Origin of the sequence: Bradyrhizobium sp. CER78 (assembly GCF_029846235.1) — a bacterium.
In the GTDB taxonomy this organism is placed as follows: Bacteria; Pseudomonadota; Alphaproteobacteria; order Rhizobiales; family Xanthobacteraceae; genus Bradyrhizobium.
The window spans coordinates 78,945-104,055 of record NZ_JARVWP010000001.1 but is presented as its reverse complement, the minus strand read 5'-3'; the positions used below and the strand labels follow the sequence as shown (position 1 = coordinate 104,055).

Sequence of the window (25,111 nt, the reverse complement as noted above, 5' to 3'; positions counted from 1 at the left end):
GAGAGGGACATGACTGAGAATTCAAAGACGAACCCGTCGTCCGGCCGGCTCGACCGGCGCACGCTGCTGAAGGCGGCCGGTGCCACCGGTCTCGCATCGGCCATGAACGTGCCGCTGGTCAATATCGCACGCGCGGCCGGCAACACCATCAAGATCGGCTGGGTCGGTTGCCTCTCCGGCGTCCGCGCGCCGTTTGCCGAACCCGACACCTGGATTCACGAACGCATCAAGGCCCGCCTCAAGGATGGCCTCAAGATCGGCGGCAAGACCTGGCAGGTCGAGTTTGTCTTCAAGGACAATCAGTCCGATCCGAACCGCTCGTCGGTGGTTGCGAGCGAGCTGGTGCTACGGGAGAAATGCGACCTGATCCTGATCGAGGACGGCGACGCGCAGGCGCCGGTGCAAGAGCTCGCCGATGCCCGCGGCATTCCTTCGATCTCGACCATGGTGCCGTGGCAGGGCTGGATGTTTCCGCGCAAGTCGACCCCCGACAAGGGCTTCCCCTACAGCTATCACTTCTTCTGGGGCGCCGATGATGTCGTGAAGAACTTCCTCGGCATGTGGCAGTCGGTCGAGACCAACAAGAAGGTCGGCACGCTTTATATCGACAATCCCGCCGGCCAGGCGTTCTCCGACCCGAAGGTCGGTTTGCCCGGCGGCATTACGCAGGCGGGCTATCAGGAATTCTCTGCCGGAAAATTCCAGATTGCGACCGATGACTTCACCAATCAGGTGTCGTCGTTCAAGAACAACGGCGTCGACATCGTCTCCGGCTTCACTTACGGCAATCACTGGGTGACGCTCTGGAACCAGGCCGCCCAGGCCGGTTTCAAGCCGCAGATCTGCACCGTTGCCGCGGCGTTCCTGTTTCCAAGTGCGGTGAACGCGCTCGGCGATCGGGGCGACGGCATGTCCACCGAAGTGTGGTGGACGCCGGCCTATCCGTTCAAGTCGTCGCTGACCGGGCAGACCGCCGCCGAACTCGCCGCGGAATGGGAGAAGACGACCGGCAAGCAATGGACTCAGCCGATCGGTTACGCCCATGCCTTGTGGGAGGTTGCGCTCGCCGCATTGCAGAACAGCGATCCAAAGGACAAGAACTCGCTGCGCGATGCCATCGCGGGTCTCGACATGGAGACGGTGGTCGGGCCGGTGAAGTTCAAGGGAACGCCGATCAAGAACGTCGCTGTGACCTCGCTGTCCGGCGGGCAATGGCGCAAGAGCAAGGGCGGAAAGTCGAAATACGAGCTCCTGATCGTGCACAACGGCACCGCGCCGTTCATCCCGAAGCAGGCCGATCTCCAGCTGCTCTCCAAGCTGGCCTGAGATGGCTCCGCTTCTGCGCGTCAGCGGGCTCTCGAAGCGCTTCGGCGAGATCGTGGTCGCCGACGCCGTCAGCTTCGAGCTGGCGCGCGGCGAGTGTCTCGGCGTGATCGGCCCGAACGGCGCCGGCAAGAGCTCGCTGCTCAACCTGATCGTCGGCCTGCTCGTGGCCGACGGCGGTTCGATCATGCTCGACGACAAGGAGATCACCGGCCTGCCACCGCATCGCCGGGCGCGGATGGGGCTTGGGCGGGCGTTCCAGATCCCGCAGCCGTTTCCGCATCTGTCGGTCTACGAGAACGCGCTGGTCGCGGCGTCCTACGGTGCCGGACTGTTCGGCGAGGCGGCCTCGCACTGGACCATGGAAGTGTTGCAGCGGACCGGGCTCGACGCCAAGGCGGACAAGCTCGCGGGCGCGTTGCCGCTGATCGACCGCAAGCGGCTGGAATTCGCCAAGGCGCTGGCCTCGAAGCCCAAGCTGATCCTGCTCGACGAGATCGCCGCCGGGCTGACCGAGCCCGAGGTCGAGCGCCTGGTTGCCATCATCAAGGGCGTGAAAGCCGATCACGCCATGATCTGGATCGAGCACATTCCGCACGCGCTGCGCGCGGTGTCGGATCGCATCCTGGTGCTCGATTTCGGCCGCAAGGTGCTGGAGGGGCCGCCGGCTGACGTCATGGACAGCGCCGTGGTGCGTGAAATCTATATGGGATTGAAGGCCGATGGCGTTGCTTGATGTGAACGGCCTGCAGATCTTCTACGGCGATCTCCAGGCCGTGTTCGACATGAATTTCACCGTCGCCGACGGCGAGGCGGTGGCGCTGGTCGGCGCCAATGGCGCCGGCAAGTCGACGTTCCTGAAGGCGCTGGTCGGGCTCAACGAGGAGCGGCGCGGGGCGGTGCGCTTCGACGGCGTCGACATCTCTCAGATGCCGGCCGAGCAGGTGTCGCGGCTCGGTCTCATCATGGTGCCCGAGGGGCGGTTGCTGTTCGACTCGCTGACCATTGAGGAAAACCTGCTGATGGGCAGCGTCAACCGGCGCAAGGGCAGCTGGACCTTGCGGCGAGTGTTCGACCTGTTTCCGATCCTGGAAGAGCGGCGGCGGATGTTTCCCGGCCAGCTCTCCGGCGGCCAGCAGCAGATGGCGGCGATCGGCCGCGCGCTGATGTCGAACCCGCGTCTGCTGCTCTGCGACGAGATCTCGCTCGGGCTCGCGCCCGTCGTGGTCGAGCAGATCTATCGCTCGTTCGCCGACATCCGCCGCGAGGGCACCGCCGTCGTGCTGGTCGAGCAGGACGTCAAGCGCGCGCTCGCGACCTCCGAGCGAATTTATTGCCTGTTGAAGGGGCGGGTGTCGCTGACCGGCCCGGCGCAAGGGTTGCAGCCGGAGCAGCTGACGCACGCTTATTTCGGAAACTAGCCAGGATTGGCAACGAACATGATCTGGGTTGAGACATTGATCAACGGGGCCCTGCTGGGCGGGCTCTACGCGCTGCTCGGCATTGGGCTCGCGCTGGTGTTTGGCGTGATGCGCGTCGTCAACATTGCGCATGGCGAGTTCATGGTGCTGAGCGCATTCTGCGCCGTGCTGCTGTCCAACCTGTTTCCGCAGGTCTCGCCGCTGCTGATGCTGATCCCCGTGATCGCTTTGTCCTTTGCGGTCGGATGGCTCTACCAGGCCGTGATCGTCAACCGCGTCGTGACGTCGCCCGATCCGCTGTCGCCGCTGCTCCTGACCTTCGGCGTCTCGGTGATCCTGCGCAATGTCATGGTCGAGATGTTCGGCGCCGATGTGCGCAGCGTGCAGGTCGGCGAACTGTCGCGCGCCAGCCTCGAAATCGCCGGCCTCAACATCGGGATCATGCCGCTGCTGACGCTGGTGCTCGCCGCGCTGCTGTTCATGGCGCTGCAGCTGGTGCTGCGCCGTACCGAGTTCGGCCGGATCGTGCGCGCCACCGCCGATCGCCGCGACATCGTCCGGCTGTCCGGGGTCAAGCCGGACCGGGTCTATAATTATGTGATGGGCCTGTCGCTGGCGCTCGGCGCGATCGGCGGCGTGCTGCTTGCGGTGCGGTCGAGCTTCACGCCGTTCTCGGGCGCGGAGCGGCTCCTGATCGCGTTCGAGGTCGTGGTGCTCGGCGGGCTCGGCTCGTTCTGGGGCGCGTTGCTCGGCGGCATCGCGCTCGGCATGGCGCAATTGATCGGGCTCAAGATCGATCCGAATGCGGGGCTGCTCTACGCGCACCTGCTGTTCTTCATCATGCTGTTGATCCGCCCGTCGGGTCTCGTGTCGAGCAGGGTGTGACGCCGATGCCGACGCGGACATTTCTCCTGGCCTCTACTATCGTGCTCGTCGCGGTGATTGCTGGCGCGCCCTTCGTGCTGAACGAGGGTTTCCTGCGGCTCGCGACCGAATGCCTGCTGCTGCTGACGATGGCGCAGATGTGGAACCTGCTGGCGGGCTATGCCGGGCTGGTGTCGCTCGGTCACCAGGTCTTCATCGCCTTCGGCGCCTATGCGCTGTTTCTGACCTCGGGCTGGCTCGAGGTCACCCCGATCTGGGTGCTGCCGGTCGCGCCGCTGGTGGCCGGCGCAGTCGCTGCGATCATCGCGTTTCCGTTGTTTCGGTTGCGCGACGCCTATTTCTCGATCGCGATGTGGGTATTCGCCGAGATCATCGGCGCGTTCACGATGAAGTCGCAGGAGGTCGGCGGCACCTCGGGCATGCCGCTGGCGACAAGCAAGCTGATCGATTTCGACTGGTTCGAGCCGACGATGTTCTGGCTGGCGGGCGGCCTGACGCTGGTCACGATCGCGGCGCTCTACAAGATGATGACCTCGAGCTTCGGCCTCGGCCTGATGAGTGTGCGCGACAACGATCTTGCCGCGATGAGCGTCGGCGTCGATGTCCGGCATAATCGCTTCATCGCCTTCGTGCTGTCGGCGGCGGGATGCGGGCTGGCCGGTGCGCTGAGCTTCATGGGCAATCTGTTCATCGCGCCGCTCGCGGCATTCGACGTCAACTGGTCGGTCTACATGATGTTCATCGTGATCATCGGCGGTATCGGCACGCTCGAAGGCCCGATCCTGGGCGTCATCATCTTCTTTGGCTTGCGCGAATTGATGACCGGCCCGCTCGGCCTGTCCGGCGGCTGGTATCTGGTCGGGCTCGGCATCATCGCCGTCGTCGTGATGATCGTGGCGCCGCGCGGCATCTGGCCGGCGCTGCGCGATCGCCTCGGCGTGCGGCTGCTCGACGTGCACCGTGCCGCACCGCGTCCGGCCACCGCCGCGATCCCGCCGGGTGCGTCGGAACGGGTTACCGGATGAGGCGGGCCTTCACGCCGTCACCATTGCTTGTATTCTGACCGTTCTGGCTTTGAGTGGAGGGCGTGATGGCTCGGATATTTCGGGGATGCGGATGGGCAGCGGCGGGCCTGGTTGCGGCGACACTGACGGCGCCGACGGCCGCGCAGGCCGAGCGCAGGATGTGGCCGCAGGCGGCCGCGACGCACCCGATGGACGGGCTGACCACCGACGAGATCCGTTCGGTCTCCGAAATCCTCCGTGGCGCCGGCAAGCTCGACGACGCGGCGCGGGTCGTCTCCATGACGGTCGAGGAGGATCCCAAGGACGAGGTGCGGGCGTGGAAGCCCGGACAGCCCTTCGTACGCCGCGCCAGCGCGACGTTGCTGAGCGGCGGGCATCTCTACGAAGCCCATATCGATCTGGCCGCGCGCAACCTCGTCGGCTGGAACGAGGTCAGCGATCGTGAGGCCGCGCTGACGATCGACGAATTAATGTCCGCCGGCGATCTGCCGAAGCAGGATCCGCGCTGGATCGCGGCGATGGCCAAGCGTGGCATCACCGACTTCAAGAATGTGCTGTGCCTGCCGTTGACGGTCGGGCCGGTGAGCGACCCGGCCCTGAAGGGCCGCCGCCTGCTCAACGTGCCCTGCGTCGACACCACGGGCGCCGGCAACAATCTCTGGGGCAAGCCGATCGAGAATCTGGTCGCCCAGGTCGATCTCAAGAGCAGGACGGTGCTGTCGGTGACCGATCTCGGCGTGGTGCCGCCGCCGCCGCAGTCGCCCTCGCACGCCTATGCCGACTCCGGAAAATACCGCAAGCCGCCGAAGCCGATCGAGATCACTGCGCCCGAGGGCAGCAACGTGAAGGTGGAGGGCGGCCAGGTCCGCTGGGACAATTGGTCGTTCCATGTTCGCCTCGAGCCGCGCGTCGGCGCGGTGCTGTCGCTGATCCGCTACGACGACCACGGCACGTTCCGCGACATCGCTTATCAGATCTCCGCGAGCGAGATGTTCGTGCCTTATATGGACCCGGCGCCGACCTGGTCGTTCCGCGCCTATATGGATATCGGCGAGTATGGCTTTGGCGTGCTCTCCAGCGAATTGCAGCGCGGCATCGATTGTCCGGAAGGCGCGCATTTCCTCGATCTGACGATCTCTGACACCAAGGGCAATCCGGTCGTCTCCAAGGGCGCGGTCTGCATCTTCGAGCGTCCGACCGGCGATCCGATCTGGCGCCACAGCGAACTGATCAACAACACCGCCGAGGTGCGGCCGAACAACGAGCTGGTGGTGCGGATGGCGCCGGTGGTCGGCAATTACGACTACCTCGTGGACTACGTGTTCGACCGTGCCGGCAATATCGATGTCCGGCTCGGCGCCTACGGCATCGATGCGACCAAGGGCGTCGCCAGCAAGACACTGAGCGACCCCACGGCGAAGCAGGATACGGCCTATGGGACCCTGGTCGACGAGCGGCTGCTCGCCGTCAATCACGATCACTACATGACGTTCCGGATCGACATGGACGTCGACGGCACCTCGAACCGGCTGGTCGAGGATCGCTTCAGCGTCCGCCGGCTGGAGCAGGGCCAGCGCAAGAGCCTGTGGCAGGTCGACACCGAGCCGGTCGCGACCGAAGGGCCGGTCACGACGCCGCTGAGCGCCGCGCAGTTCAGGATCGAGAGTGCAGGCAAGACCAACAAGCAGGGCTATCGGACGAGCTATCAGATCATGCCCGGCCATTCCGACGTCTCGCTGCTCGCCAAGGACGATCCGATCCAGTTGCGCGCAGGCTTCAGCGCCTACACGCTGTGGACCTCGGCTTACGCCAAGGACGAGCGCTACGCCGCGGGCATGTATCCGAACGAAAACCCTGACATCGACGGCTTGCCGAAATGGACGGCGGCGAAGCGGCCGATCGAGGATCGCGACCTCGTGCTGTGGTACACCGTGGGCTTCCGCCACGTGCCCCGCGCAGAGGATTGGCCTGTGATGCCCGGCCTGTGGCACGGCTTCCGGCTGCGTCCGTTCAACTTCTTCGACCGCAATCCCGCGCTCGACGTGCCGCCGATGGTGAACGCCAGGGAGAGCAAATGAGTGGCCGCGCGCATCGCCTGGGCGCGATGGCCGGCGCGCTGCTGGGGCTGTTGGCCGCGCAGCCAGCCGCGCGTGGCGCTGCCGCCGAAAGCAGCACTGACGATGCGTCCTTGCTCTATCTGAGCAGCGGCGAATGGGAACGCCAATCCGCGCCGCGCAAGCTCGCGCTCGCGGCCGACTTCATGCGGATTTTCTGCACCGATCAGAGGATGTCGGCCGCATTGCTGGCCGATTGCCTCGATCGCGACAAGGCGGATGGTGCGCCGTTCGAGCGCGCCATGGCCTGCGTCAGTGCGCTGTCAGCCCGCCGCTGAGAGGCCGGCGTCGATCCCTTCGGCGATCGCCTTCACATCGAGTGAGGTGAGGATGAGGGGCGGGGACAGGATGAGGTTGTTGCCGGAGACGCGCAGCATCACGCCGGCCTCGTAGGCGGCATCTGCGACCTTCGCCATGGTCTTCTTGTCGGCGGGCTTCTTGCTGTCGCGATCGGCGACCAGCTCAAGCGCGGCCATCAGGCCCTTGCCCCTGACATCGCCGACCAGCGGATGCTTCGCCTTGAGCGCAGCCAGCGCCTGGGCAAGGTCCTTGCCGCGCGCGGCGGCATTCTCGTCGAGCTTGAGGCGGCGGGTTTCGGCGAGCGCCGCAATGCCCGCGGCGCAGCCGACCGGATGGCCCGAATAGGTGTAGCCATGGCCGATCGAGCCGAACGTCGTCGCATCGGCTTCGAAGGCTTCGGTGACCTGCTCGCCGATCAGCGTCGCGCCGAGCGGGAAATAGCCTGAGGTGATCGCCTTGGCCATCGTCATCATGTCGGGCTTCACGCCCCACAGCCGCGAGCCCGACCATGCGCCGGTGCGCCCGAAGCCGGTGACGACCTCGTCCGCGATCATCAGGATGCCGTGGCGGTCGCAGATCTCGCGCGCCAGCTTCATGAAGCTGTCCGGCGGCACGATCACGCCGCCGGCGCCCAGCACCGGCTCCATGATGAAGGCGGCGATGGTGTCGGCGCCCTGGAACGCGATCTCTTCCTCCATCGCTGCCGCGCAAAGCTGCGCGAGCTTGGCGGGATCGGTCTCGTTGAAGGGGTTGCGATAGGTCGACGGCGCGGGGATGTGGAAGACACCCGGCAGCATCGGCTCATAGTTGCGGCGGAAGTTGGCGTTGCCGTTGACGGAGGCGCCACCGAAATGGGTGCCGTGATAGCCCTTCTTCAGCGCCAGGAACTTGGTGCGGTCGGCCTGGCCCTTGATCTTCCAGTACTGCCGCGCCAGCCGCAGCGCGGTCTCGACCGAGTCCGATCCACCCGAGGTGAAGAAGGCGCGGACCATGCCTTCGGGCTTGAACCATTCGGTGAGCTCGTAGGCGAGCTCGATCGAGGGACCGGATGAGGTGCCGCGGAAGCCCGAGTAGTACGGCAAGGCGCTGAGCTGGTCCGCGATCGCCTGCTTGATCGGATCGCAGCTGTAGCCGAGGTTGACGTTCCACAGGCCGCCGACCGCATCGATCACGGTCTTGCCGTCGATGTCGGTGACGTGGACGCCTTCGCCCTTCATCACGATCCGCGGCGGCTGTGCCCGCATCTCGGCGGGATGGGCCATCGGGTGCCAGATCGGCTTGGCGTTGTTCTCAGCCAGGAAGTTTCTGTCGCGCATGATCGTTCTCTGTTACTCGAATTGCAGCCCGAAATGCCGCAGCGCCTCGCTGTAGGACGTGGCCGGGTTGCGCACGTCAAACAGCACCGTGCGCATGTTGCATGCGGCGGCGCCTGTGATGTTGCGGCGCTGGTCGTCGACGAAGACGCAATTGTCTGCCTCCAGCGCCAGTTCGTCCAGCACGCTTTGATAGGCGCGCGGGTCAGGTTTCAGGATCCCGGTATGGGTTGCATCGACGATGGTATCGAAGCGCTTGAGGATGGACAGGCGGGTGCGGAAATCCGCGCCGTAAAACAGGTCGAGCTCGTTCGAGAGGATGGCGAGCCGGAACCCGGCGTCGGCGGCGAGGGTGATCGCGCGCGCCGCCTCCGGGCGGATCACGGTGTCGGGATCGGCGCCTCGCGCCCGTTTCACGAAGGTTTCCATGTCGTGCCAGTCCTCGCCGACCATGCGCCCGACTTCGCGGCTGCGGGTCAGCCAGTAGTCGCGTTCGGAAATCTCGCCGCGCTGCATCGCCGCCCAGAGCGGATCGCTGTCGGGCGCGAACGGGCCGAGCCATTTCAGCGTGCACGGCGCGAGCCCGAGTGCGCGCTCGGTCAAATCATGGGTCTCGAACAGGGTCTTCGAGATCACGCCGCCGAAGTCGAGCACCAGCGCCTTTGCGAGCGGCCGCGTCATGCGGCGACCGTCGCCCGGCCGGGGCGGATAATGCCGGCGGCGACCCAGCGGTCGAAGATGCCGAGCACGGTTTCATTGAACGTCGTGCTGTTGATGTGGTCCTTGATCTCGTGCAGCTCGACCGGTGGCTGGACCGCCGAGCGCATCGCATCCACAAAGGCGGCGAGGGCAAAGGGGTCGTGCAGAGCCTCGCCTTCGCGATCCCATTGCTGGATACCGCCGGCGGGCAGCACGAAGGCGACCGGCGCGCTGGCGCGGGCCAGCTTCTCGGCAATCGCGCCTGCGATCCTGCGGCGATCGTTTGCCCCCGACGTCGCCGACGCGAGCAGCCGGTTGTGCGCGTGGAACGGGCGATCCGACAATTCGTTTGGCACCCCAAGCCACGCCGGGAAATCCACCATGTCGATCGCGCCGGGAGCGACGATCTGCGGAATGCCTGCTTTGCCTGCATTCTCCAGCCGGTCTGCGCCGGAATTGACCACCGAGCCGGTGAGCTGATTGGCGACTTCCTGCAGGCTGAGATCGAGCACGGCGGCGAAACCGCCTTGCGCGGCGATCGATTCCATCGCGCGGCCGCCCATGCCGGTGGTGTGGAAGACGACCACCTCATAGCCGCGTTGCTCGAGCTGCGGCTTCAGCTCCACCATGTAGCGCAGGCAGCTCTTGCCAAGCGAGGTGATCGCAACCACCGGCCGGTCCTTGCGCGGCTTGATCGCGCTCCTGGCGGCGCCGACGATCGCGCCGCAGGCCTGCGACAGCACGGCGGTGCAGGTGCCGTTGAGGCCGTAGAGGCCGCCGGCCCACAGGATCATCATCAGATCGGCGGCGACGCGCTCCGGCGGGATCAGATGCGAGAATGCGACGGTCGAGACGATCAGCTTCGGCAGGCCGAGCGGCAGCGCCTGCGCGACGTCGAGCGCAAGGTCGGTGCCCATCGTGCCGCCGATCGCGATCACGCCGTCGATGGCATCGTCTGCCGCGAGTTCGCGGGCCAGATTGGCGGCGCCAATCGCCATCAGCGACATCGCGGAGTTCTCGTCGCCGCTCGATGCAATCGCCGCGATCGTGGTTTGCGCGGCGGCCGCTACCGCATGCTTGTCATGCGCCGCCTGGTAGGGCGGATCGCCGAGCACGCTGATGTCCATCATGATGGTTCTGCCGCCGGCGCGTGCGATGCACTCGCTCATGAACAGCAGTTCGTCGGCCTTGGTATCTCCCGTTCCGATCAGGAGAATGCGGGGCTGCGTAATCTCAGGCATGACCTTGTCAGTGCTCGCCGGCAGGCGTGAATGATCGTGGGCGACGGGTTTGCACCGAGCGTGCAGAGCGTTCGGCCATCGTGCAATCACGCTATGAGGGGAGTAGCCGCGGTGACATCCACCTATCGGTTGATTGCTGCCAAAGCCTTGATTTGGCGAGGATTGCGCCTGCCAGCGGCCTCCGGTCGGGAGCCGCATTTTGTCATCGTCACAATGATCCCACATGCAGCAAGCCCAGATCGATCAACTCCGATCGGCCGCAATTCCGGCCCAGCAGCTCTTCATCGGCGGCAGACCTGCGCAGTCGGTCAGTGAGGCGCGGCTCGACGTCGTATCGCCGATCGACGGTCAGCTGCTGACGACCATCGAGGATGGCAATGCGGCCGATGTCGACCGTGCGGTGAAACAGGCGCGGCAGGCCTTCGAGCAGGGCAGCTGGTCGCGCGCGGCGCCGGCGCAGCGCAAGAAGGTGCTGCTGCGGTTCGCCGATCTCATCGAGCAGCACGCGCTCGAGACCGCGGTGCTCGGTGTGCGCGACAACGGCACCGAGATCGGCATGGCCTACAAGGCCGAACCGCTGTCGGCGGCCGGCACGATCCGCTATTACGCCGAGGCGATCGACAAGGTGTATGGCGAGATCGCGCCGACCTCAGGCGACGTGCTCGGGCTGGTGCATCGCGAGCCGCTCGGCGTCGTCGGCGTGATCGTGCCGTGGAATTTCCCGCTGATGATCGGCGCCTGGAAGATCGCTCCTGCGCTCGCCGCCGGCAATTCGGTCGTGGTCAAGCCGCCGGAGCTGGCCTCGCTCACGCTGCTGCGGCTTGCCGAGCTCGCAACCGAAGCGGGCCTGCCGGACGGCGTGCTTAATGTCGTCACCGGGCGCGGCGCATCGGCCGGCGAGGCGCTCGCGCTGCATATGGATGTCGATGTGCTGGCCTTCACCGGCTCGGGCGCGGTCGGCCGGCGGCTGCTGGAATGCTCGGCGCGGTCGAACCTGAAGCGGGTTCATCTCGAGCTCGGCGGCAAGTCGCCCAACATCGTGTTCGCCGATGTGCCCGACATCAAGCAGGCGGCCAAGGTCTCGGCGAACGGCATCTTCCGCAACTCCGGCCAGGTCTGCGTCGCCGGCTCGCGGCTGCTGGTGCAGTCGCAGGTCTATGATCGCTTCATGGATGCGTTGCTCGACGCCACCGTAAAACTCAGGGTCGGGGATCCCCTCGACCTGACTTCCGATATAGGCGCGATTTCGAGCCAGGTGCAGTTGCGCAAGAACCTCGACGCCGTTGCCCGCGCGGAAGCGCAGGGCGCGAAGCGGCTGATCGGCGGCGAGCAGATCCGGGTCGAGAGCGGCGGCAACTTCATGGCGCCGGCGATCCTCGCCGAGGTGACGCCGTCGATGGAGGTCTGGCGCGAGGAGGTGTTCGGCCCGGTGCTGTCGGTTACGCGGTTCGATAGCGAGGACGAGGCCGTCATGCTCGCCAATGCGACGCCCTATGGACTTGCATCGGCGGTGTGGACCGGAAGTTTGTCGACTGCGCACCGCATGGTGCGCGCCATCAGGGCCGGCGTCGTGCACGTCAACGCCTATGGCGGCGCCGACATCACGGTGCCGCTCGGCGGCTTCAAGCAATCCGGCTTCGGACGCGACAAGTCGCTGCACGCGCTCGACGCCTATACCGACCTCAAGACCGCCTGGATCGCGCTATGACAACTTTGGCCGCTGAACGCGCGGGCGTTCTGAACCGATTGCTCGATGCCGAGCAGGAGCGCTTTCGTACCCTGCATCCGCGATCGGCCGCAGCTTGGCAGGAAGGCAGGCAGCATTACCTCTATGGCGGTCCGTCGCACTGGATGCGGCGCTGGGCCGGTGGCTTCCCGGTTTATGTCGAGGAGGCGCAGGGCGCGCATATCAGAGATATCGATGGCCGCGACTATATCGATTTCTGCCTCGGCGACACCGGCGGCATGTGTGGGCATGCGCCCGAGGCGGTGACGGAGGCCGCGCTCGCGCAGCTCAAGCGCGGTGCGACCATGATGCTGCCGACCGAGGACAGTCTCTGGGTCGGCGCCGAGCTGTCGCGCCGCTTCGGTCCGAAATACTGGACGCTGACGACATCGGCGACCGATGCCAACCGCGCCGCGATCCGCATTTCGCGCATGATCACCGGCCGGCGCAGGGTGCTGGTGTTCTCCGGCTGCTATCATGGCGGCGTCGAGGAGGCGCATGTCGAGATCCGCGACGGCCGCGTCGGCCTGCGCAACATGATCCATCCCAACGGCATCGATCATGACGCGGTGAGCCGGGTGGTCGAGTTCAACGATGTCGCGGCACTCGAGGCGGCGCTGGCGCAGGGGGACGTCGCCTGCGTGCTGACCGAGCCGCTGATGACGAATTTCGGCATGATCCCGGTCGATCCTGGTTTTCACCGAGCCTTGCGCGATCTCACTCGCCGCGTCGGCACCGTCCTCATCATCGATGAGACGCATACGCTGTCCTGCGGACCGGGCGGCTACACGGCAAGCCACGGGCTCGAGCCCGACATCTTCGTCGCGGGCAAGGCGATCGCGGGCGGAATCCCCGCCGGCGTGTTCGGGCTGAGCCAGGAGATTGCGGAACGGCTGTGGAAGCTCGTGCCTCACGTCAATCCGCGCGAGCGGCAGTCGGCGCATCTCGGCTTCGGCGGCACGCTCGCCGGCAACGCGCTGACGGTCGCGACCATGCGCGCGGTGCTGGAGCAGGTGCTGACGTCGGCGAATTACGAGCGGATGATCGGAACGGCGACCTGTCTCGCGCAGGAGGCGCGCCGGCTGATCGCGGCGGCCGGTCTGCCCTGGCACGTCACGCAGATCGGCGCGCGCGCCGAGATCATGTTCATGCCGCACCCGCCACGCAGCGGCGCCGACGTGATTGCGGGCCGGCAACCAGATATCGAGACCCTGCTGCATGCGTTCTACATGAACGAGGGCATTCTGGTGACGCCGTTCCACACCATGCTGCTGATGTGTCCGGCGACCTCGGCGCAGGATGTCGACAAGCATACGGCGGTGTTCGCGCAGTTCATCGATCTGCTGCGCGGAGCGGGAGCAATCTGATGCAGGCGCTTCCATTCAAGCTTGACGGCCGGGTCGCGATCGTCACCGGCGGAGGCAGGGGGATCGGCGCCGCCATCGTGACACGGCTCGCGCAGGCCGGTGCGACCGTGGTGATCGCCAACCGCACGCCTGATGTGGCCGAGGCGCTGGCGCGCGAACTGGTGGCTGATGGACGGGTGGCGAGCTGTGTCCCGTTCGACAGGCTCGATCGTGGTAGCCTGCGTGCAATGGTTGACGATATCGCCGCTCAATACGGCCGGCTCGATATCGTCGTGCACAATGCCGGCGGTTGTCCTTGGTCTTCGCTGGAAGAGCTCGATGAGGCCAAGCTCGACCAGACGTTGGCGCTGAACCTGAACGCCAGCATCTGGCTTGCACAGGCGGCAATTCCGCACATGCGTGCCAACAAGTTTGGGCGCATCCTCGTGACATCCTCGGTGTCCGCGCGCGTTGCGATGGGCGGCGGCGCGCATTACTCGGCGGCGAAAGCCGGTGCGAACGCGTTCATCCGCGGTGCCGCCTTCGAGCTCGCCCGCGACGGCATCACGGTCAACGGCGTCGAGGCCGGCTTCATCGAGAAGCCGGGCCGCGGCACCATGAGCGCGCCGGAGAACAAGGCCAAACTCGAACGCTTCATTCCGATGGGGCACATGGGAAGCGCCGACGACATCGCCTGCGCGATGCTCTACCTCGCCTCCGTTGAGGCCGGATACGTCACCGGGCAGACAATCGTCGTCGACGGCGGCTCGACCTTGCCGGAGACCGGATTTGCCGTCGAACGGCAGTGGGGAGTCTAGATGCCGCGGCTCGACGGAAAGACCGCGTTGGTGACGGGCGCAGCCACGGGGATCGGCCGGGCCACCGCCGTGCTGCTGGCGTTGAGCGGCGCGCGCGTCGTGCTGTTCGGCTTGGGTGATGCCGAGCTTCAGGAAGCTGCGGCGGAGTGCGGCGGGCAGGCGGTCCTTGGCGATGTCACGCGTGCGGACGACATTGCCAAAGCCGTCGCTGCCTGTGGCGCGTGGCTCGACATCGTCGTCAACGCCGCCGGCCTGATCGTGCCGGATCAGCCCGCAAGCGTCTCCGACGAGGTCTGGGCCAAAACGCTTGATGTCAACCTCACCGGGACGATGCGGGTCTGCCGGGCATCCTTGCCCCTGCTGCGGCAGCGCGGCGGCGCGATCGTCAACATCGCCTCCGTGGCTGCGTTCAACGCCAGCCCGGGCAGCGCAAGCTACGCCGCCAGCAAGGCGGCCGTCGTCGCCTATACACGTTCGCTGGCCTACGCCCACGGCACCGACGGCGTCAGAGCCAATGCAGTGGCGCCCGGCTGGGTGCGGACGCCGATGAGCGCCTATGAAATGCAGTTGCTCGCGGACCAGAACGGCACCACCGCCGAGACCGAGTTTCGCAGTGTCGAACGGCGGATCGCTTTGGGACGGATGGCCGAGCCGGCCGAGATCGCGGCATGCTGCCTGTTCCTGGCGTCCGACGAGGCGTCGTTCGTGACGGGGGCGGTGCTGGTCGCCGATGGCGGCGGCCGCTCGCCGACGCAGAATCGCGCGGTCTAGAGCCTCGTTCCGATTAAATCGGAACGAGGCTCTGGATCTTTGTTTGACGCGCATTCTTCACGCGAACCGGTATCCACTTCGCTCGACAACGCTCCAGAGCGGCCGATTGGCGTCGGAGTGTGGCGGCCGGCACCTTGATAAGGCCCGGTGGATTTGGCACTCTCGCGCCGTCACGTCATTCGATCGAGGGGCGTTATGAACAAGTCATTTTCTGTGATCATTGCGGCGGCCGCTTCCATCGTCGTCCTGTCATCGACGGCGGCGAAGTGCGGCGAGTATCCGTTTGGCGATCCGCCGTACCGGCTGGACTACGTGCAGGAGCCGCAGATTGAATCGGGCTGCTGGAAATGGAATTGGCAGCTGTACCAGTGGCAGGATTACTGCCCGGTCTACGTCCATCCGAAGGCGTATATGTTCTCGCGATCGTCGCGCGTGGTGCTCCGCACCAAGGGGTGAAGAGCGGCTTAGCTGCTCTGCATCACGCCCATTGGAGCGACGCAGAGCGCGCACTCATGAGTGCGCGATGGTGCAGGCCACCTGATGGTGCTTGCCGAAGTTGAGCAGCGCGTTTTCCCGGAAGCCGTCCAGCCAGATGCCGCGGCCCGCGTAGCGGTAGCCGACGCCCATCGGAACGTGCCGCACATGGATGCCGCCATGGCCGGTGAGCAGGGAGGCCGTGACCACCTCGCCCTCGACCGACACAGCGCGCGGGCACAGCGGATACTGATGGCCGTTCTCGCAGGTGAACACGATCTCGGTGCAGGTGCCGACCGCTGCTTTCGTGACCAGGCCGAGATCCGCGGCCGCCGCCGGCCTGGAAGTGCCCGAGAGTGCTGCGCCCAAAGCCAAAATGCCGGCGACCATGTAGCCAATTCGAATACGCATCAGTGCCCCCTCGTGCAGCGATAGGCTAAGTAATTGAGGAAAAATAACTCGCGCTAAATGAGCAAAAAAAGGCTTCAAGGTCAAACCTGCGGCAGAGGTAGACACAGGGTTCGAGCGCCGGGTGTTGCAAGTTTGCTGCAGTGGAACGGAATTGAGCTGGAGATTGTCCAGCTGCGACAACGTGCCTTTACCGGCCACAATTGGCTTGCAAGTGGTGGGGGGTATTTGAGTCGTTGCGCAGCGACAGCTTCAAGCGCCAGACCGGTTCGCATCGCGACGGGTCGTGGGCGAACATCGGGGGTGGGAATGAACTTCCGTGGTGCCATTGCAGGTTCGGTACTGACCTTGATGATCGTCCCGGTGTTGTCGTCGGCCGCGCACGCGCAGACGCCATCTCCTCAACCGGTGAATGGCCGGACAGCGGCGGCGCAGCCCCCGCAAGGCGATCACTCGTTTTCCGGCCCGAGCTTCCGCAAAGGCTTGTGGCGCTTCATCCGAACGCTCGACGTCGGCAGGAGCGCGAACAAGAATTTCAAGTACCGGGTGGTCAACGCGGAGACCACGCGCTGCGTCGACCCGACCTTCGCCATGAAGGCCACGTTCTCGCCAGAACCGGTCGGAAGCTGCGTCTCGGACAAACCGGAGAAGGTCGGCAATCGCTACACCTTCGGGCACCGGTGCGACTACATGGGCACGGTCAGCACCGTCATCACGGTACGCAGCGACGAGGCCTATACCGAGCTCAACGAGGTCAGCACCGGAGAGAATCCGAGGACCGACACGGTCGTCGCCACCAGGATCGGCGACTGCGACGATGCCGGTGCCGCCAATTCCGAAAAGTCCGCCGCGGCGCGTTTGCAGCACTAGCTCGCGATCGGCCGAGGTCGCTTGCCGGCGTCAGCCTGCCAGGGGCTGGGGCATGGGCCGGGTTTTGCGGCGGGTTCGTCCCGGACCTTAATTTCTCGCGGAGCGGGTTTTCCGCGGTCGGCCTTGATCCTGCCTCGCGCCGGGTCGAGCACTTGACGGCGGAGAACCTCAACCAAAAGGGCGAGTATTTACTCGACCTTAACGCGAAGTGTTCTGGAATGAAGTGAGGTTGGGCGTGCTTCAAGTGAAGTCACGCGATGCGCACCGTGCAGCCGATAAGGATTCATCAAATGACTTCGCGTGAGGGCTTCGGGCAGTCGAAGGTCTTCGCCTGCGCGCTTGGCGCCGTGATCGCGCTTTCCGTGTCCTTGTTCGCTTCCCACGGCGCGGTGGCCGAGGAGAGCTTCAACGGGCCGACCTTCCGGAAAGGGATGTGGCGGTTCGTGCGGACGCTGGAGCTCGTGTCGCCCTCGAATATCCGGCAAAAGCTGCTTGAGCGCGAGATGCTGCGCTGTGTCGACCCGACCCAGGCGATGAAGGCGACGTTCTCGTCGCCGTCGATCGGAAACTGCCATTCCTCAAGGCCGGAGAAGGTGAACAACAGGTACGTCTTCTCCAACCGCTGCGACTACATGGGGCCGGTCAGCACCGTCATCACGGTTCTGAGCGACGAGGCCTATACCGAGGTCAATGAAGTCCATGGCCAGGCGCCGCGGACGGACCGGGTGGTCGCCCGTCGGATCAGCGATTGCCACGAGGAGCGGGCGCAGCTTGGCCAGCCGGCCGCAGCGCCGAGCGAAGTCTCGCGTGATTTGGACCAGGAGACGGCAGAGGGCGAGCCGCTCTAGGGCGGCGTTCAGGCCCGGCGCGGCTTTGTGCCGATGCACCCGTCAGATCGGCGGGGCCAAGATCGCCTGCGGCGCCGTCAGATCTTTTGCTGGCCGCCGGGCCCGCTGACCTTGACGGTGATCTTCTGAATCTCGGTGCGGCCGCCCTGGTACTTGACCTCGATGGTCAAGACATCGTCGCCGAGGAATTCGGGCGGCGCCTTGTAGAAGGCGACATAGGCGGGCACCTCGAGCGCCAGGCAGGCCTTGTAGTTGGTCGCCTTGGCCTTCGCTGTCTTCACCACAACCTTGCCGGCAGTAGGTGGACTGACCAGCCGGATGGTCGGCAGCGGCCCCGACGTACAATCGGGCAATACGTTGAGGTAGATGCCGATTTGGGTGTCCCGGTTGGCGAGCGCCCGATACTGGCGTTCGACCGTGGTCTCGGAGGGGACTGGTTGTTGTGGGGCTTGCGCGGCCGCCGCACCGAAAGAGCCGCAAATCAAAATGGCGGCACACGCCTGAAGAATCACACGCATCGACCGCTCCAAATCGCCGATCAGGACGAGCAGGGCCGGGCAAATACTGCCTTTCGACCAAGTTAAACGGGCTAAGCCGTTGTTCTTGCAGCTCCCGCCTGTCGGATCTTTACCACACTTCCACGGAAAGCATTGATTAACCAAATACATTCCTTGACCGGGGGGAGGGTTAACAATAGCCTAAAACTAAATTTTTCTACAACTTTTCCTCTAATCGCATTTTTGCGGAGTTGATAATGCAGGGTTCGTTTCAGGTCGCTCAGGCTACCGGCACCGGCAATTCCACCAATTCGGCTCCCGTAAGAATCTACACACTGACGAAGCCGCTGACCGATCAGGCGGTGGTCGTCAATCTCGGATACGACCAGAAGGTGAAGGTCGACTTCTCGGCGATCGCCAAGGAGAAGATCACGCTGGTTCATATCGGCGAAAAGCTGATCATCCTGTTCGACAACCAGTCGACCGTCACGGTTGAGCCTTTCTTCGACTCCCGCGCGGACGGGCAGCACAACATCACCATCGAGATGGCGCCGGGGCGCGACGTCTCGGTGCAGGAGTTTGCAAGCCTGTTTCCGATCAGCACGGACTCGTCCGTGTTGCCGGCGGCCGACAATGGCGGCAACGCGCAGGCGAGCGGTGCGAACTTCAGCCCGTTTGCGGTTGATCCGCTGGATCCCGTGCCCACCAACGTGTTGGCTGGACCGGAGGGACTGCCGCCTATCAACGATACGGGCCCGACCGGCCCCGCGCTTCCGCAGGGCTCGACACCTGCCGCACCCACCATTTCCCTGGGCGCCGCGCCAAACTTGGCGGTGGACGAGAGCTTCCTGACCGTTGCGACCAACGGCATCGCCGGCTCCGGGCTTGGCCCCGCAGGATCGACCGTGGCGACCGGGCTGATGCCGTTCACCATCACGGCGCCGGGTGGCGAGAAGTCGGTAGCCTTTGCGCTGTCGATCAGCGCGCAAGGCGTCGACTCCGGCCTGATCGATTCGCAGACCGGCAATCACGTGTTCCTGTTCCTGGAGAACGGGCAGGTCGTCGGCCGCGAAGGAGGTCAGAACGGGCACGCTGACTTCACGATCTCGGTTGATGCTACCGGCCACATCACGCTGACCGATCTTCGCTCGATGAAGGAAGGTACCGGCGAGGTTGGCGGTGACATCAACGAAGGTGTGCATCTGCCGGCCGGGCTGGTCACGCTGACGGCGACGGTGACCGACGTCTTCAACCAGACGGGCAGCGCGACCGCCGATGTCGGTCCGCATCTGACGTTCCTCGACGACGGCCCGGCGATCTCGCTGAGCGGGACGTCGAGCTCGCTGAACACGTTCGAGGCCTATCTGTCGGCCGCGACCAATGCGGGCGTCAACGGCTCGACACCGGATGCGTCGCCGACCCAGGGGCATGCGCTCGACAAGGAGAGCTTTGCCGGCGCGTTCACGATCGTGACCGGCGCCGACGGCGGCACCACGGCTTATGCGCTGAGCATCGCAGCCAACGGCACCGCGACCAACCTGATCGACAGCGCCTCCGGTCTCGGCGTTGTGCTCGACCAGAGCGGCAACACGATCTCCGGCTATGTGGCCGGCCATGAGGGCCAGGCGGCCTGGCTGGTGTTCACGCTGACCGTGAACACCGCGACCGGCGACGTGACGCTGACGCAGGACCGCGCGATCCACGAGAACATCGCCTCGAGCCCGGACACCCATGAGGGCATCAGCCTGACCGGCGGCCTGGTGACGCTGACCGCTACGGTGATTGACAATGACGGTGACAGCGTCAGCCAGAAGTTCGACCTCGGCACCCACGTCACATTCCACGATGACGGTCCGTCGATCGCGCTGACCGGAAAAGTTGGCTCGCTGAACACCTTTGAAGCGTTTCTGTCGGCCGCGACCAATGCGGGCGTCAATGGCTCCACGCCGGATCTGGTGCCGACCCAGGGCCATGCGCTCGACACCGAGAGCTTCGCCGGCGCGTTCACGGTGGTGACCGGCGCCGACGGCGGCACCACGGCGTACGCGCTGAGCATTGCCGGCAACGGCACGGCGACCAACCTGATCGACAGCGCCTCTGGTCTCGGCGTTGTGCTCGACCAGAGCGGTAACACGATCTCCGGCTATGTGGCCGGCCATGAGGGCCAGGCGGCCTGGCTGGTGTTCACGCTGACGGTGAACACGGCGACCGGCGACGTGACGCTGACGCAGGACCGCGCGGTGCACGAGAACATCGCCTCGAGCCCGGACACCCATGAGGGCATCAGCCTGAACGATGGCTTGGTGACACTGACCGCGACGGTCACCGACAAGGACGGCGACAGCGCCGCCCAGAAGCTCGACCTCAGCTCGCATATCACGTTCCACGACGATGGTCCGTCGATCTCGCTGAGCGGGAACGTCAACTCGCTGAACACCTTTGAGGCCTATCTGTCGGCCGCGACCAACGCGGGCGTCAACGGCTCGACGCCCGATGCGGTGCCGACCCAGGGCCATGCGCTCGACAAGGAGAGCTTCGCCGGCGCGTTCACGGTGGTGACTGGTGCCGACGGCGGCACCACGGCCTATGCGCTGAGCATTGCCGCCAACGGCACCGCGACCAACCTGATCGACAGCGCCTCCGGTCTCGGCGTCGTGCTCGACCAGACCGGCAACACGATCTCCGGCTATGTGACCGGTCATGAAGGTGATGCGGCCTGGCTGGTGTTCACGCTATCGGTGAACACTGCGACCGGCGACGTGACGCTGACGCAAGACCGTGCGGTGCACGAGCCCACCGCCTCCAGCCCGGACACCGGCGAGGGCATCAGCCTGACCGGCGGCCTGGTGACGCTGACCGCGACGGTGACCGACAAGGACGGCGACAGCGCGAGCCAGAAGCTCGACCTCAGCTCGCATGTCACGTTCCACGATGATGGTCCGTCGATCTCGCTGAGCGGGAACGTCAACTCGCTAAACACCTACGAGGCCTATCTGTCGGCTGCGACCAATGCCGGCATCAACGGCTCCTCGCCGGATCTGGTGCCGACCCAGGGCCATGCGCTCGACAAGGAGAGCTTCGCCGGCGCGTTCACGGTTGTGACCGGCGCTGACAACGCGACCACGGCGTATGCGCTGAGCATCTCGGCCAACGGGGTCGCAACCAACCTGATCGACAGTGCTTCCGGTCTCGGCGTTGTGCTCGACCAGAGCGGTAACACGATCTCCGGCTATGTGGCCGGCCATGAGGGCCAGGCGGCCTGGCTGGTGTTCACCCTGTCGGTCAACACCGCGACCGGCGATGTGACGCTGACGCAGGATCGCGCGGTCCACGAGCCCACCGCCTCCAGCCCGGATACCGGCGAAGGCATCAGCCTGACCGGTGGCCTGGTGACGCTGACCGCGACGGTCACCGACAAGGACGGTGACAGTGCCAGCCAGAACCTCGATCTGAGCAGCCACGTCACGTTCCATGATGATGGTCCGTCGATCTCGCTGAGCGGCACGGTCGGTTCGCTGAACACCTTTGAGGCATACCTCTCGGCTTCGACCAACGCCGGCATCAATGGCTCGACGCCGGATGCGGTGCCGACCCAGGGTCATACGCTGGACAAGGAGAACTTCGCTGGCGCGTTCACGGTGGTGACCGGCGCTGATAATGCGACTACGGCGTACACGCTGAGCATTGCCGGCAACGGCACCGCGACCAATCTGATCGACAGTGCCTCCGGTCTCGGCGTGGTGCTGGACCAGACCGGCAACACGATCTCCGGCTATGTGACCGGTCATGAAGGTGACGCGGCGTGGCTGGTGTTCACGCTGACGGTCAACACCGCGACCGGCGACGTGACGCTGACGCAGGATCGCGCGGTCCACGAGCCCACCGCCTCCAGCCCGGACACCGGCGAGGGTATCAGCCTGACCGGCGGCCTGGTGACGCTGACCGCGACCGTGACCGACAAGGACGGCGACAGCGCCGCGCAGAAGCTCGACCTCAGCTCGCATATCACGTTCCACGACGATGGTCCGTCGATCACGCTGAGCGGGACGGTCGGTTCGCTGAACACCTACGAAGCGTACCTCTCGGCCGCGACCAATGCCGGCATCAACGGCTCGACGCCGGACGCGGTGCCGACGCAAGGTCACGCGCTCGACAGGGAGAACTTCGCCGGTGCCTTCACGGTGGTGACCGGCGCAGACGGCGCGACCACCGCCTATACGTTGAGCATCTCGGCCAACGGGGTCGCGACCAATCTGGTCGACAGCGCCTCCGGCCTCGCAGTCGTGCTCGATCAGACCGGCAACACGATCTCCGGCTATGTCACCGGCCATGAGAACCAGGCCGCCTGGTTGGTGTTCACGCTGACGGTCGATCCGGCGACAGGCAATGTGACCCTGACACAGGATCGCGCGGTGCATGAGCCCACCGCCTCCAGCCCGGACGCTGGCGAAGGCATCAGCCTGACCGGTGGTCTGGTGACGCTGACCGCGACGGTGACCGACAAGGACGGCGACAGCGCCAGCCAGAAGCTCGATCTGAGCAGTCACGTCACGTTCCACGATGATGGTCCGTCGATCTCGCTGAGCGGGACGGTTGCGTCGCTGAACACCTACGAGGCGTACCTCTCGGCTTCGACGAATGCGGGCATCAACGGCTCGACGCCGGATGCGGTTCCGACCCAGGGTCATGCGCTGGACAAGGAAAACTTCGCCGGTGCGTTCACGGTGGTGACGGGTGCCGACGGCGCGACCACGGCGTATGCGCTGAGCATCGCGGGCAATGGCACCGCAACCAACCTGATCGACAGCGCCTCTGGTCTTGGCGTCGTGCTCGACCAGACCGGCAACACGATCTCTGGCTATGTCACCGGCCATGAAAATCAGGCCGCCTGGCTGGTGTTCACGCTGACCGTCAATCCCGCGACCGGCGACGTGACACTGACGCAGGATCGCGCGGTCCACGAGCCGACCGCCTCCAGCCCTGACACCGGTGAGGGCATCAGCCTGACCGGTGGCCTGGTGACGCTGACGGCGACGGTGACCGACAAGGATGGCGACAGCGCCGCCCAGAACCTTGATCTGAGCAGCCACGTCACGTTCCACGACGACGGTCCGTCGATCAAGCTGAGCGGAACGGTTGCGTCGCTGAACACTTATGAAGCCTATCTCTCGGCCTCGACGAATGCCGGCATCAACGGCTCGACGCCGGACGCGGTGCCGACCCAGGGCCATACCCTCGACAAGGAGAGCTTCGCCGGCGCGTTCACGGTTGTGACCGGCGCCGACGGCGCGACCACGGCCTATGCGCTGAGCATCGCGGGCAACGGCACCGCGACCAACCTGATCGACAGCGCCTCCGGTCTTGCGGTGGTGCTCGATCAGACGGGCAATACGATCTCCGGCTATGTCACCGGCCATGAGGGCCAGGCGGCCTGGCTGGTGTTCACGCTGTCGGTCGATCCTGCGACAGGCAATGTGACCCTGACACAGGATCGCGCGGTGCATGAGCCCACCGCCTCCAGCCCGGACACTGGCGAAGGCATCAGCCTGACCGGTGGTCTGGTGACGCTGACCGCGACGGTGACCGACAAGGACGGCGACAGCGCCAGCCAGAAGCTCGATCTGAGCACGCATGTCACGTTCCACGACGACGGTCCGTCTTGGACGTCGGCAGAGCACGGCGTGCTTGCCAATCAGGCAGGCTTCAGCGTCACGGGAGATCTGCAATACATAACGGGCGCGGACGGTCTCGCGTCCCTCTACTTCACGGGCGTATCCCTGGATCCGCTACATCCGACGGCAACGACGATCCAGTCGGGTGGATTTGCGGTTTCGGAATATGTCGATGCAAGCGGCGTCCTGCATGGCGTTGCCAATGGGGTGGACGTCTTCACCGTAACCCTTAATTCGGCAACATCGACCTACTCGTTCGACCTCTTACATACCCTCGATTCATATACGCCGCTGTCCGTCAATCCGGCCAATCTGGGTGGTTCCGGCCCGGTTGTGTTTGCCACATTGGCAGACACGACCGGCAACCCCGTCACCAATTTGACGGGCTACCACACAACCGGATTGTTCAATGTTAATGCCTGGTTCAACGAAACCCACGACACGCTGACGCCTTTCCAGGTGACCCAGGATTTCGTCAACGCAAGTGCGTCGGGCGAAGGCGTCAGCAGCAACAACTTCAACGCCGGCGATCTCATGCGCTTTGATTTTGGGGCTGTCGGCGACAACAGCAACGGCGATACTTGGACTTACGGCATAGCGCCTGGTGCTTCTTCCGTTGCAACGGGAAATCAGATCACATTCTCGGTCAAAGCGACCGGTGGTACGGCAATCATCGACTATGTCGTGCACAGTGTCGACGGCACTGTGACCCACGGCGTCTATGATTCATCGGTCAATGGAACCACGCTTACGGCCAACGGACACGGAAATATCGACTACGTGGAATTGTATGAGGTTTCCGGCAAGTCCAAGATCCTGTTGGCCGGAATTACGGAGCTCGTGAACAATGGTCAAACTGACGTCCCCTTTACCGTGGGTGTAAAGGACGGCGACGGAGACACGACTTCGGGCTCGTTTGATGTCAACGTCAATGGCGGAACGACCCTTACGGGCACTGCCGGAAATGACGTCATTGTCGCCGGAGCAAGCGCTGAAACGCTTACTGGTAATGGTGGGAACGACAAGTTTGTTCTCAATCTCTCCGCCCACTTTACCATTAGTGATTTCAACAGCGGCGACTTGGTCCTTCTCCACGTGGGCGGTCTAAACCTCCCGGCGGGCGCTTCAAATCCGCTCGCGGCGAACCAGTTCACGTCATCGGCGGCCACGGGCGGGACTGAGAACAACGCGACCGCCTGGAACGAGGCTGGAAACGCCGCGAACAAGTTCTTTTTCAATAATAATACGCATGAGCTCTGGTACTCGGCAAATGGCACCGGCTCCGACAAGGTGGACCTCGCACATCTGAGCACCGGCGTGCCGGCGGCCACGAACATTCATATTTACTAGGCCTGGCTTG

Annotated in this window: 20 protein-coding genes; 15 read left to right on the top strand and 5 right to left on the bottom strand. The window is 64.9% G+C overall.

From position 1 onward, the window contains the following. Window positions 1-9 precede the first annotated feature (9 nt). The 7 genes from QDT69_RS00445 to QDT69_RS00415 all read left to right on the top strand — a co-directional run bounded on the left by QDT69_RS00445 (window position 10) and on the right by QDT69_RS00415 (window position 7,046). On the top strand, window positions 10-1,326 hold the full coding sequence (locus QDT69_RS00445; protein ID WP_279704714.1) for an ABC transporter substrate-binding protein: 1,317 nt from the start codon (window positions 10-12) through the stop codon (window positions 1,324-1,326). Between the two features lies 1 nt (window position 1,327). Beyond that, window positions 1,328-2,059 (top strand): ABC transporter ATP-binding protein, encoded by a 732-nt coding sequence (locus QDT69_RS00440; protein WP_279704713.1) that lies wholly within the window; start codon window positions 1,328-1,330, stop codon window positions 2,057-2,059. After that, window positions 2,046-2,744, top strand: coding sequence for an ABC transporter ATP-binding protein (locus QDT69_RS00435; RefSeq protein WP_279704711.1), 699 nt, complete (start codon window positions 2,046-2,048; stop codon window positions 2,742-2,744). The genes QDT69_RS00440 and QDT69_RS00435 overlap by 14 nt, the downstream gene beginning before the upstream one ends. Before the next feature lie 18 nt (window positions 2,745-2,762). Beyond that, window positions 2,763-3,629 (top strand): branched-chain amino acid ABC transporter permease, encoded by an 867-nt coding sequence (locus tag QDT69_RS00430; RefSeq protein ID WP_279704710.1) that lies wholly within the window; start codon window positions 2,763-2,765, stop codon window positions 3,627-3,629. A 5-nt stretch (window positions 3,630-3,634) separates the two neighbouring features. Next, entirely contained in the window at window positions 3,635-4,654 is a 1,020-nt protein-coding gene (locus QDT69_RS00425; protein ID WP_279704709.1) for a branched-chain amino acid ABC transporter permease, read from the top strand. 65 nt (window positions 4,655-4,719) lie between these two features. Further along, on the top strand, window positions 4,720-6,732 hold the full coding sequence (locus QDT69_RS00420; protein ID WP_279704708.1) for a tyramine oxidase: 2,013 nt from the start codon (window positions 4,720-4,722) through the stop codon (window positions 6,730-6,732). Next, complete coding sequence (locus QDT69_RS00415) at window positions 6,729-7,046, top strand: hypothetical protein (protein ID WP_279704707.1); 318 nt, start codon at window positions 6,729-6,731, stop codon at window positions 7,044-7,046. The genes QDT69_RS00420 and QDT69_RS00415 overlap by 4 nt, the downstream gene beginning before the upstream one ends. Here the strand turns inward: QDT69_RS00415 and QDT69_RS00410 are convergent. From QDT69_RS00410 to QDT69_RS00400, 3 genes are read right to left on the bottom strand one after another with little or no spacing between them, the layout of a single operon-like run. Continuing rightward, a complete protein-coding gene (locus QDT69_RS00410; protein ID WP_279704706.1) occupies window positions 7,032-8,384 on the bottom strand; it encodes an aminotransferase class III-fold pyridoxal phosphate-dependent enzyme in 1,353 nt (450 codons plus the stop codon). The genes QDT69_RS00415 and QDT69_RS00410 overlap by 15 nt on opposite strands. 12 nt (window positions 8,385-8,396) lie before the next feature. Beyond that, window positions 8,397-9,062, bottom strand: a complete 666-nt coding sequence (locus tag QDT69_RS00405) for an HAD-IA family hydrolase (protein WP_279704705.1) — start codon at window positions 9,060-9,062, stop codon at window positions 8,397-8,399. Continuing rightward, the gene (locus QDT69_RS00400) at window positions 9,059-10,321 is read right to left on the bottom strand and encodes a Tm-1-like ATP-binding domain-containing protein (protein ID WP_279704704.1); all 1,263 of its coding nucleotides are present in this window, start codon (window positions 10,319-10,321) and stop codon (window positions 9,059-9,061) included. Before QDT69_RS00400 ends, QDT69_RS00405 begins: the two co-directional genes overlap by 4 nt. A 223-nt stretch (window positions 10,322-10,544) precedes the next feature. On the opposite strand from QDT69_RS00400, the gene QDT69_RS00395 reads away from it, so the two are divergent. From QDT69_RS00395 to QDT69_RS00375, 5 genes are all read left to right on the top strand, one after another. Continuing rightward, entirely contained in the window at window positions 10,545-12,029 is a 1,485-nt protein-coding gene (locus tag QDT69_RS00395) for an aldehyde dehydrogenase (protein WP_279704703.1), read from the top strand. After that, window positions 12,026-13,414: a transaminase gene (locus tag QDT69_RS00390; RefSeq protein WP_279704702.1), complete on the top strand. Its 1,389-nt coding sequence runs from the start codon at window positions 12,026-12,028 to the stop codon at window positions 13,412-13,414. Before QDT69_RS00395 ends, QDT69_RS00390 begins: the two co-directional genes overlap by 4 nt. After that, entirely contained in the window at window positions 13,414-14,211 is a 798-nt protein-coding gene (locus QDT69_RS00385) for an SDR family oxidoreductase (RefSeq protein WP_279704701.1), read from the top strand. The genes QDT69_RS00390 and QDT69_RS00385 overlap by 1 nt, the downstream gene beginning before the upstream one ends. Next, window positions 14,212-14,982, top strand: a complete 771-nt coding sequence (locus QDT69_RS00380; RefSeq protein WP_279704700.1) for an SDR family oxidoreductase — start codon at window positions 14,212-14,214, stop codon at window positions 14,980-14,982. It abuts the gene before it with no gap. A gap of 195 nt (window positions 14,983-15,177) precedes the next feature. Beyond that, the gene (locus QDT69_RS00375) at window positions 15,178-15,438 is read left to right on the top strand and encodes a hypothetical protein (protein WP_279704699.1); all 261 of its coding nucleotides are present in this window, start codon (window positions 15,178-15,180) and stop codon (window positions 15,436-15,438) included. A gap of 54 nt (window positions 15,439-15,492) precedes the next feature. Here the strand turns inward: QDT69_RS00375 and QDT69_RS00370 are convergent, their stop codons facing one another. Continuing rightward, the gene (locus QDT69_RS00370) at window positions 15,493-15,867 is read right to left on the bottom strand and encodes a hypothetical protein (RefSeq protein WP_279704698.1); all 375 of its coding nucleotides are present in this window, start codon (window positions 15,865-15,867) and stop codon (window positions 15,493-15,495) included. A 306-nt stretch (window positions 15,868-16,173) separates the two neighbouring features. On the opposite strand from QDT69_RS00370, the gene QDT69_RS00365 reads away from it, so the two are divergent. Then, window positions 16,174-16,734 (top strand): DUF3617 family protein, encoded by a 561-nt coding sequence (locus QDT69_RS00365; RefSeq protein ID WP_279704697.1) that lies wholly within the window; start codon window positions 16,174-16,176, stop codon window positions 16,732-16,734. A gap of 257 nt (window positions 16,735-16,991) precedes the next feature. Beyond that, window positions 16,992-17,582 carry a hypothetical protein gene (locus QDT69_RS00360; protein WP_279704696.1) on the top strand — a complete coding sequence of 197 codons (591 nt, stop codon included), beginning with the start codon at window positions 16,992-16,994 and terminating at the stop codon, window positions 17,580-17,582. A 77-nt stretch (window positions 17,583-17,659) separates the two neighbouring features. Here the strand turns inward: QDT69_RS00360 and QDT69_RS00355 are convergent, their stop codons facing one another. After that, window positions 17,660-18,100 (bottom strand): hypothetical protein, encoded by a 441-nt coding sequence (locus tag QDT69_RS00355; RefSeq protein ID WP_279704694.1) that lies wholly within the window; start codon window positions 18,098-18,100, stop codon window positions 17,660-17,662. Between the two features lie 236 nt (window positions 18,101-18,336). On the opposite strand from QDT69_RS00355, the gene QDT69_RS00350 reads away from it, so the two are divergent. Further along, entirely contained in the window at window positions 18,337-25,101 is a 6,765-nt protein-coding gene (locus QDT69_RS00350) for a DUF5801 repeats-in-toxin domain-containing protein (protein WP_279704693.1), read from the top strand. Window positions 25,102-25,111 lie beyond the last annotated feature (10 nt).

What these genes read in the sequence shown, in the direction of transcription:
- QDT69_RS00445 (WP_279704714.1), top strand. Translation starts at nt 10, where the DNA reads ATGACTGAGAATTCAAAGACGAACCCGTCGTCCGGCCGGCTCGACCGG.
- QDT69_RS00440 (WP_279704713.1), top strand. Translation starts at nt 1,328, where the DNA reads ATGGCTCCGCTTCTGCGCGTCAGCGGGCTCTCGAAGCGCTTCGGCGAG.
- QDT69_RS00435 (WP_279704711.1), top strand. Translation starts at nt 2,046, where the DNA reads ATGGCGTTGCTTGATGTGAACGGCCTGCAGATCTTCTACGGCGATCTC.
- QDT69_RS00430 (WP_279704710.1), top strand. Translation starts at nt 2,763, where the DNA reads ATGATCTGGGTTGAGACATTGATCAACGGGGCCCTGCTGGGCGGGCTC.
- QDT69_RS00425 (WP_279704709.1), top strand. Translation starts at nt 3,635, where the DNA reads ATGCCGACGCGGACATTTCTCCTGGCCTCTACTATCGTGCTCGTCGCG.
- QDT69_RS00420 (WP_279704708.1), top strand. Translation starts at nt 4,720, where the DNA reads ATGGCTCGGATATTTCGGGGATGCGGATGGGCAGCGGCGGGCCTGGTT.
- QDT69_RS00415 (WP_279704707.1), top strand. Translation starts at nt 6,729, where the DNA reads ATGAGTGGCCGCGCGCATCGCCTGGGCGCGATGGCCGGCGCGCTGCTG.
- QDT69_RS00410 (WP_279704706.1), bottom strand. Translation starts at nt 8,384, where the DNA reads ATGCGCGACAGAAACTTCCTGGCTGAGAACAACGCCAAGCCGATCTGG.
- QDT69_RS00405 (WP_279704705.1), bottom strand. Translation starts at nt 9,062, where the DNA reads ATGACGCGGCCGCTCGCAAAGGCGCTGGTGCTCGACTTCGGCGGCGTG.
- QDT69_RS00400 (WP_279704704.1), bottom strand. Translation starts at nt 10,321, where the DNA reads ATGCCTGAGATTACGCAGCCCCGCATTCTCCTGATCGGAACGGGAGAT.
- QDT69_RS00395 (WP_279704703.1), top strand. Translation starts at nt 10,545, where the DNA reads ATGCAGCAAGCCCAGATCGATCAACTCCGATCGGCCGCAATTCCGGCC.
- QDT69_RS00390 (WP_279704702.1), top strand. Translation starts at nt 12,026, where the DNA reads ATGACAACTTTGGCCGCTGAACGCGCGGGCGTTCTGAACCGATTGCTC.
- QDT69_RS00385 (WP_279704701.1), top strand. Translation starts at nt 13,414, where the DNA reads ATGCAGGCGCTTCCATTCAAGCTTGACGGCCGGGTCGCGATCGTCACC.
- QDT69_RS00380 (WP_279704700.1), top strand. Translation starts at nt 14,212, where the DNA reads ATGCCGCGGCTCGACGGAAAGACCGCGTTGGTGACGGGCGCAGCCACG.
- QDT69_RS00375 (WP_279704699.1), top strand. Translation starts at nt 15,178, where the DNA reads ATGAACAAGTCATTTTCTGTGATCATTGCGGCGGCCGCTTCCATCGTC.
- QDT69_RS00370 (WP_279704698.1), bottom strand. Translation starts at nt 15,867, where the DNA reads ATGCGTATTCGAATTGGCTACATGGTCGCCGGCATTTTGGCTTTGGGC.
- QDT69_RS00365 (WP_279704697.1), top strand. Translation starts at nt 16,174, where the DNA reads ATGAACTTCCGTGGTGCCATTGCAGGTTCGGTACTGACCTTGATGATC.
- QDT69_RS00360 (WP_279704696.1), top strand. Translation starts at nt 16,992, where the DNA reads ATGCGCACCGTGCAGCCGATAAGGATTCATCAAATGACTTCGCGTGAG.
- QDT69_RS00355 (WP_279704694.1), bottom strand. Translation starts at nt 18,100, where the DNA reads ATGCGTGTGATTCTTCAGGCGTGTGCCGCCATTTTGATTTGCGGCTCT.
- QDT69_RS00350 (WP_279704693.1), top strand. Translation starts at nt 18,337, where the DNA reads ATGCAGGGTTCGTTTCAGGTCGCTCAGGCTACCGGCACCGGCAATTCC.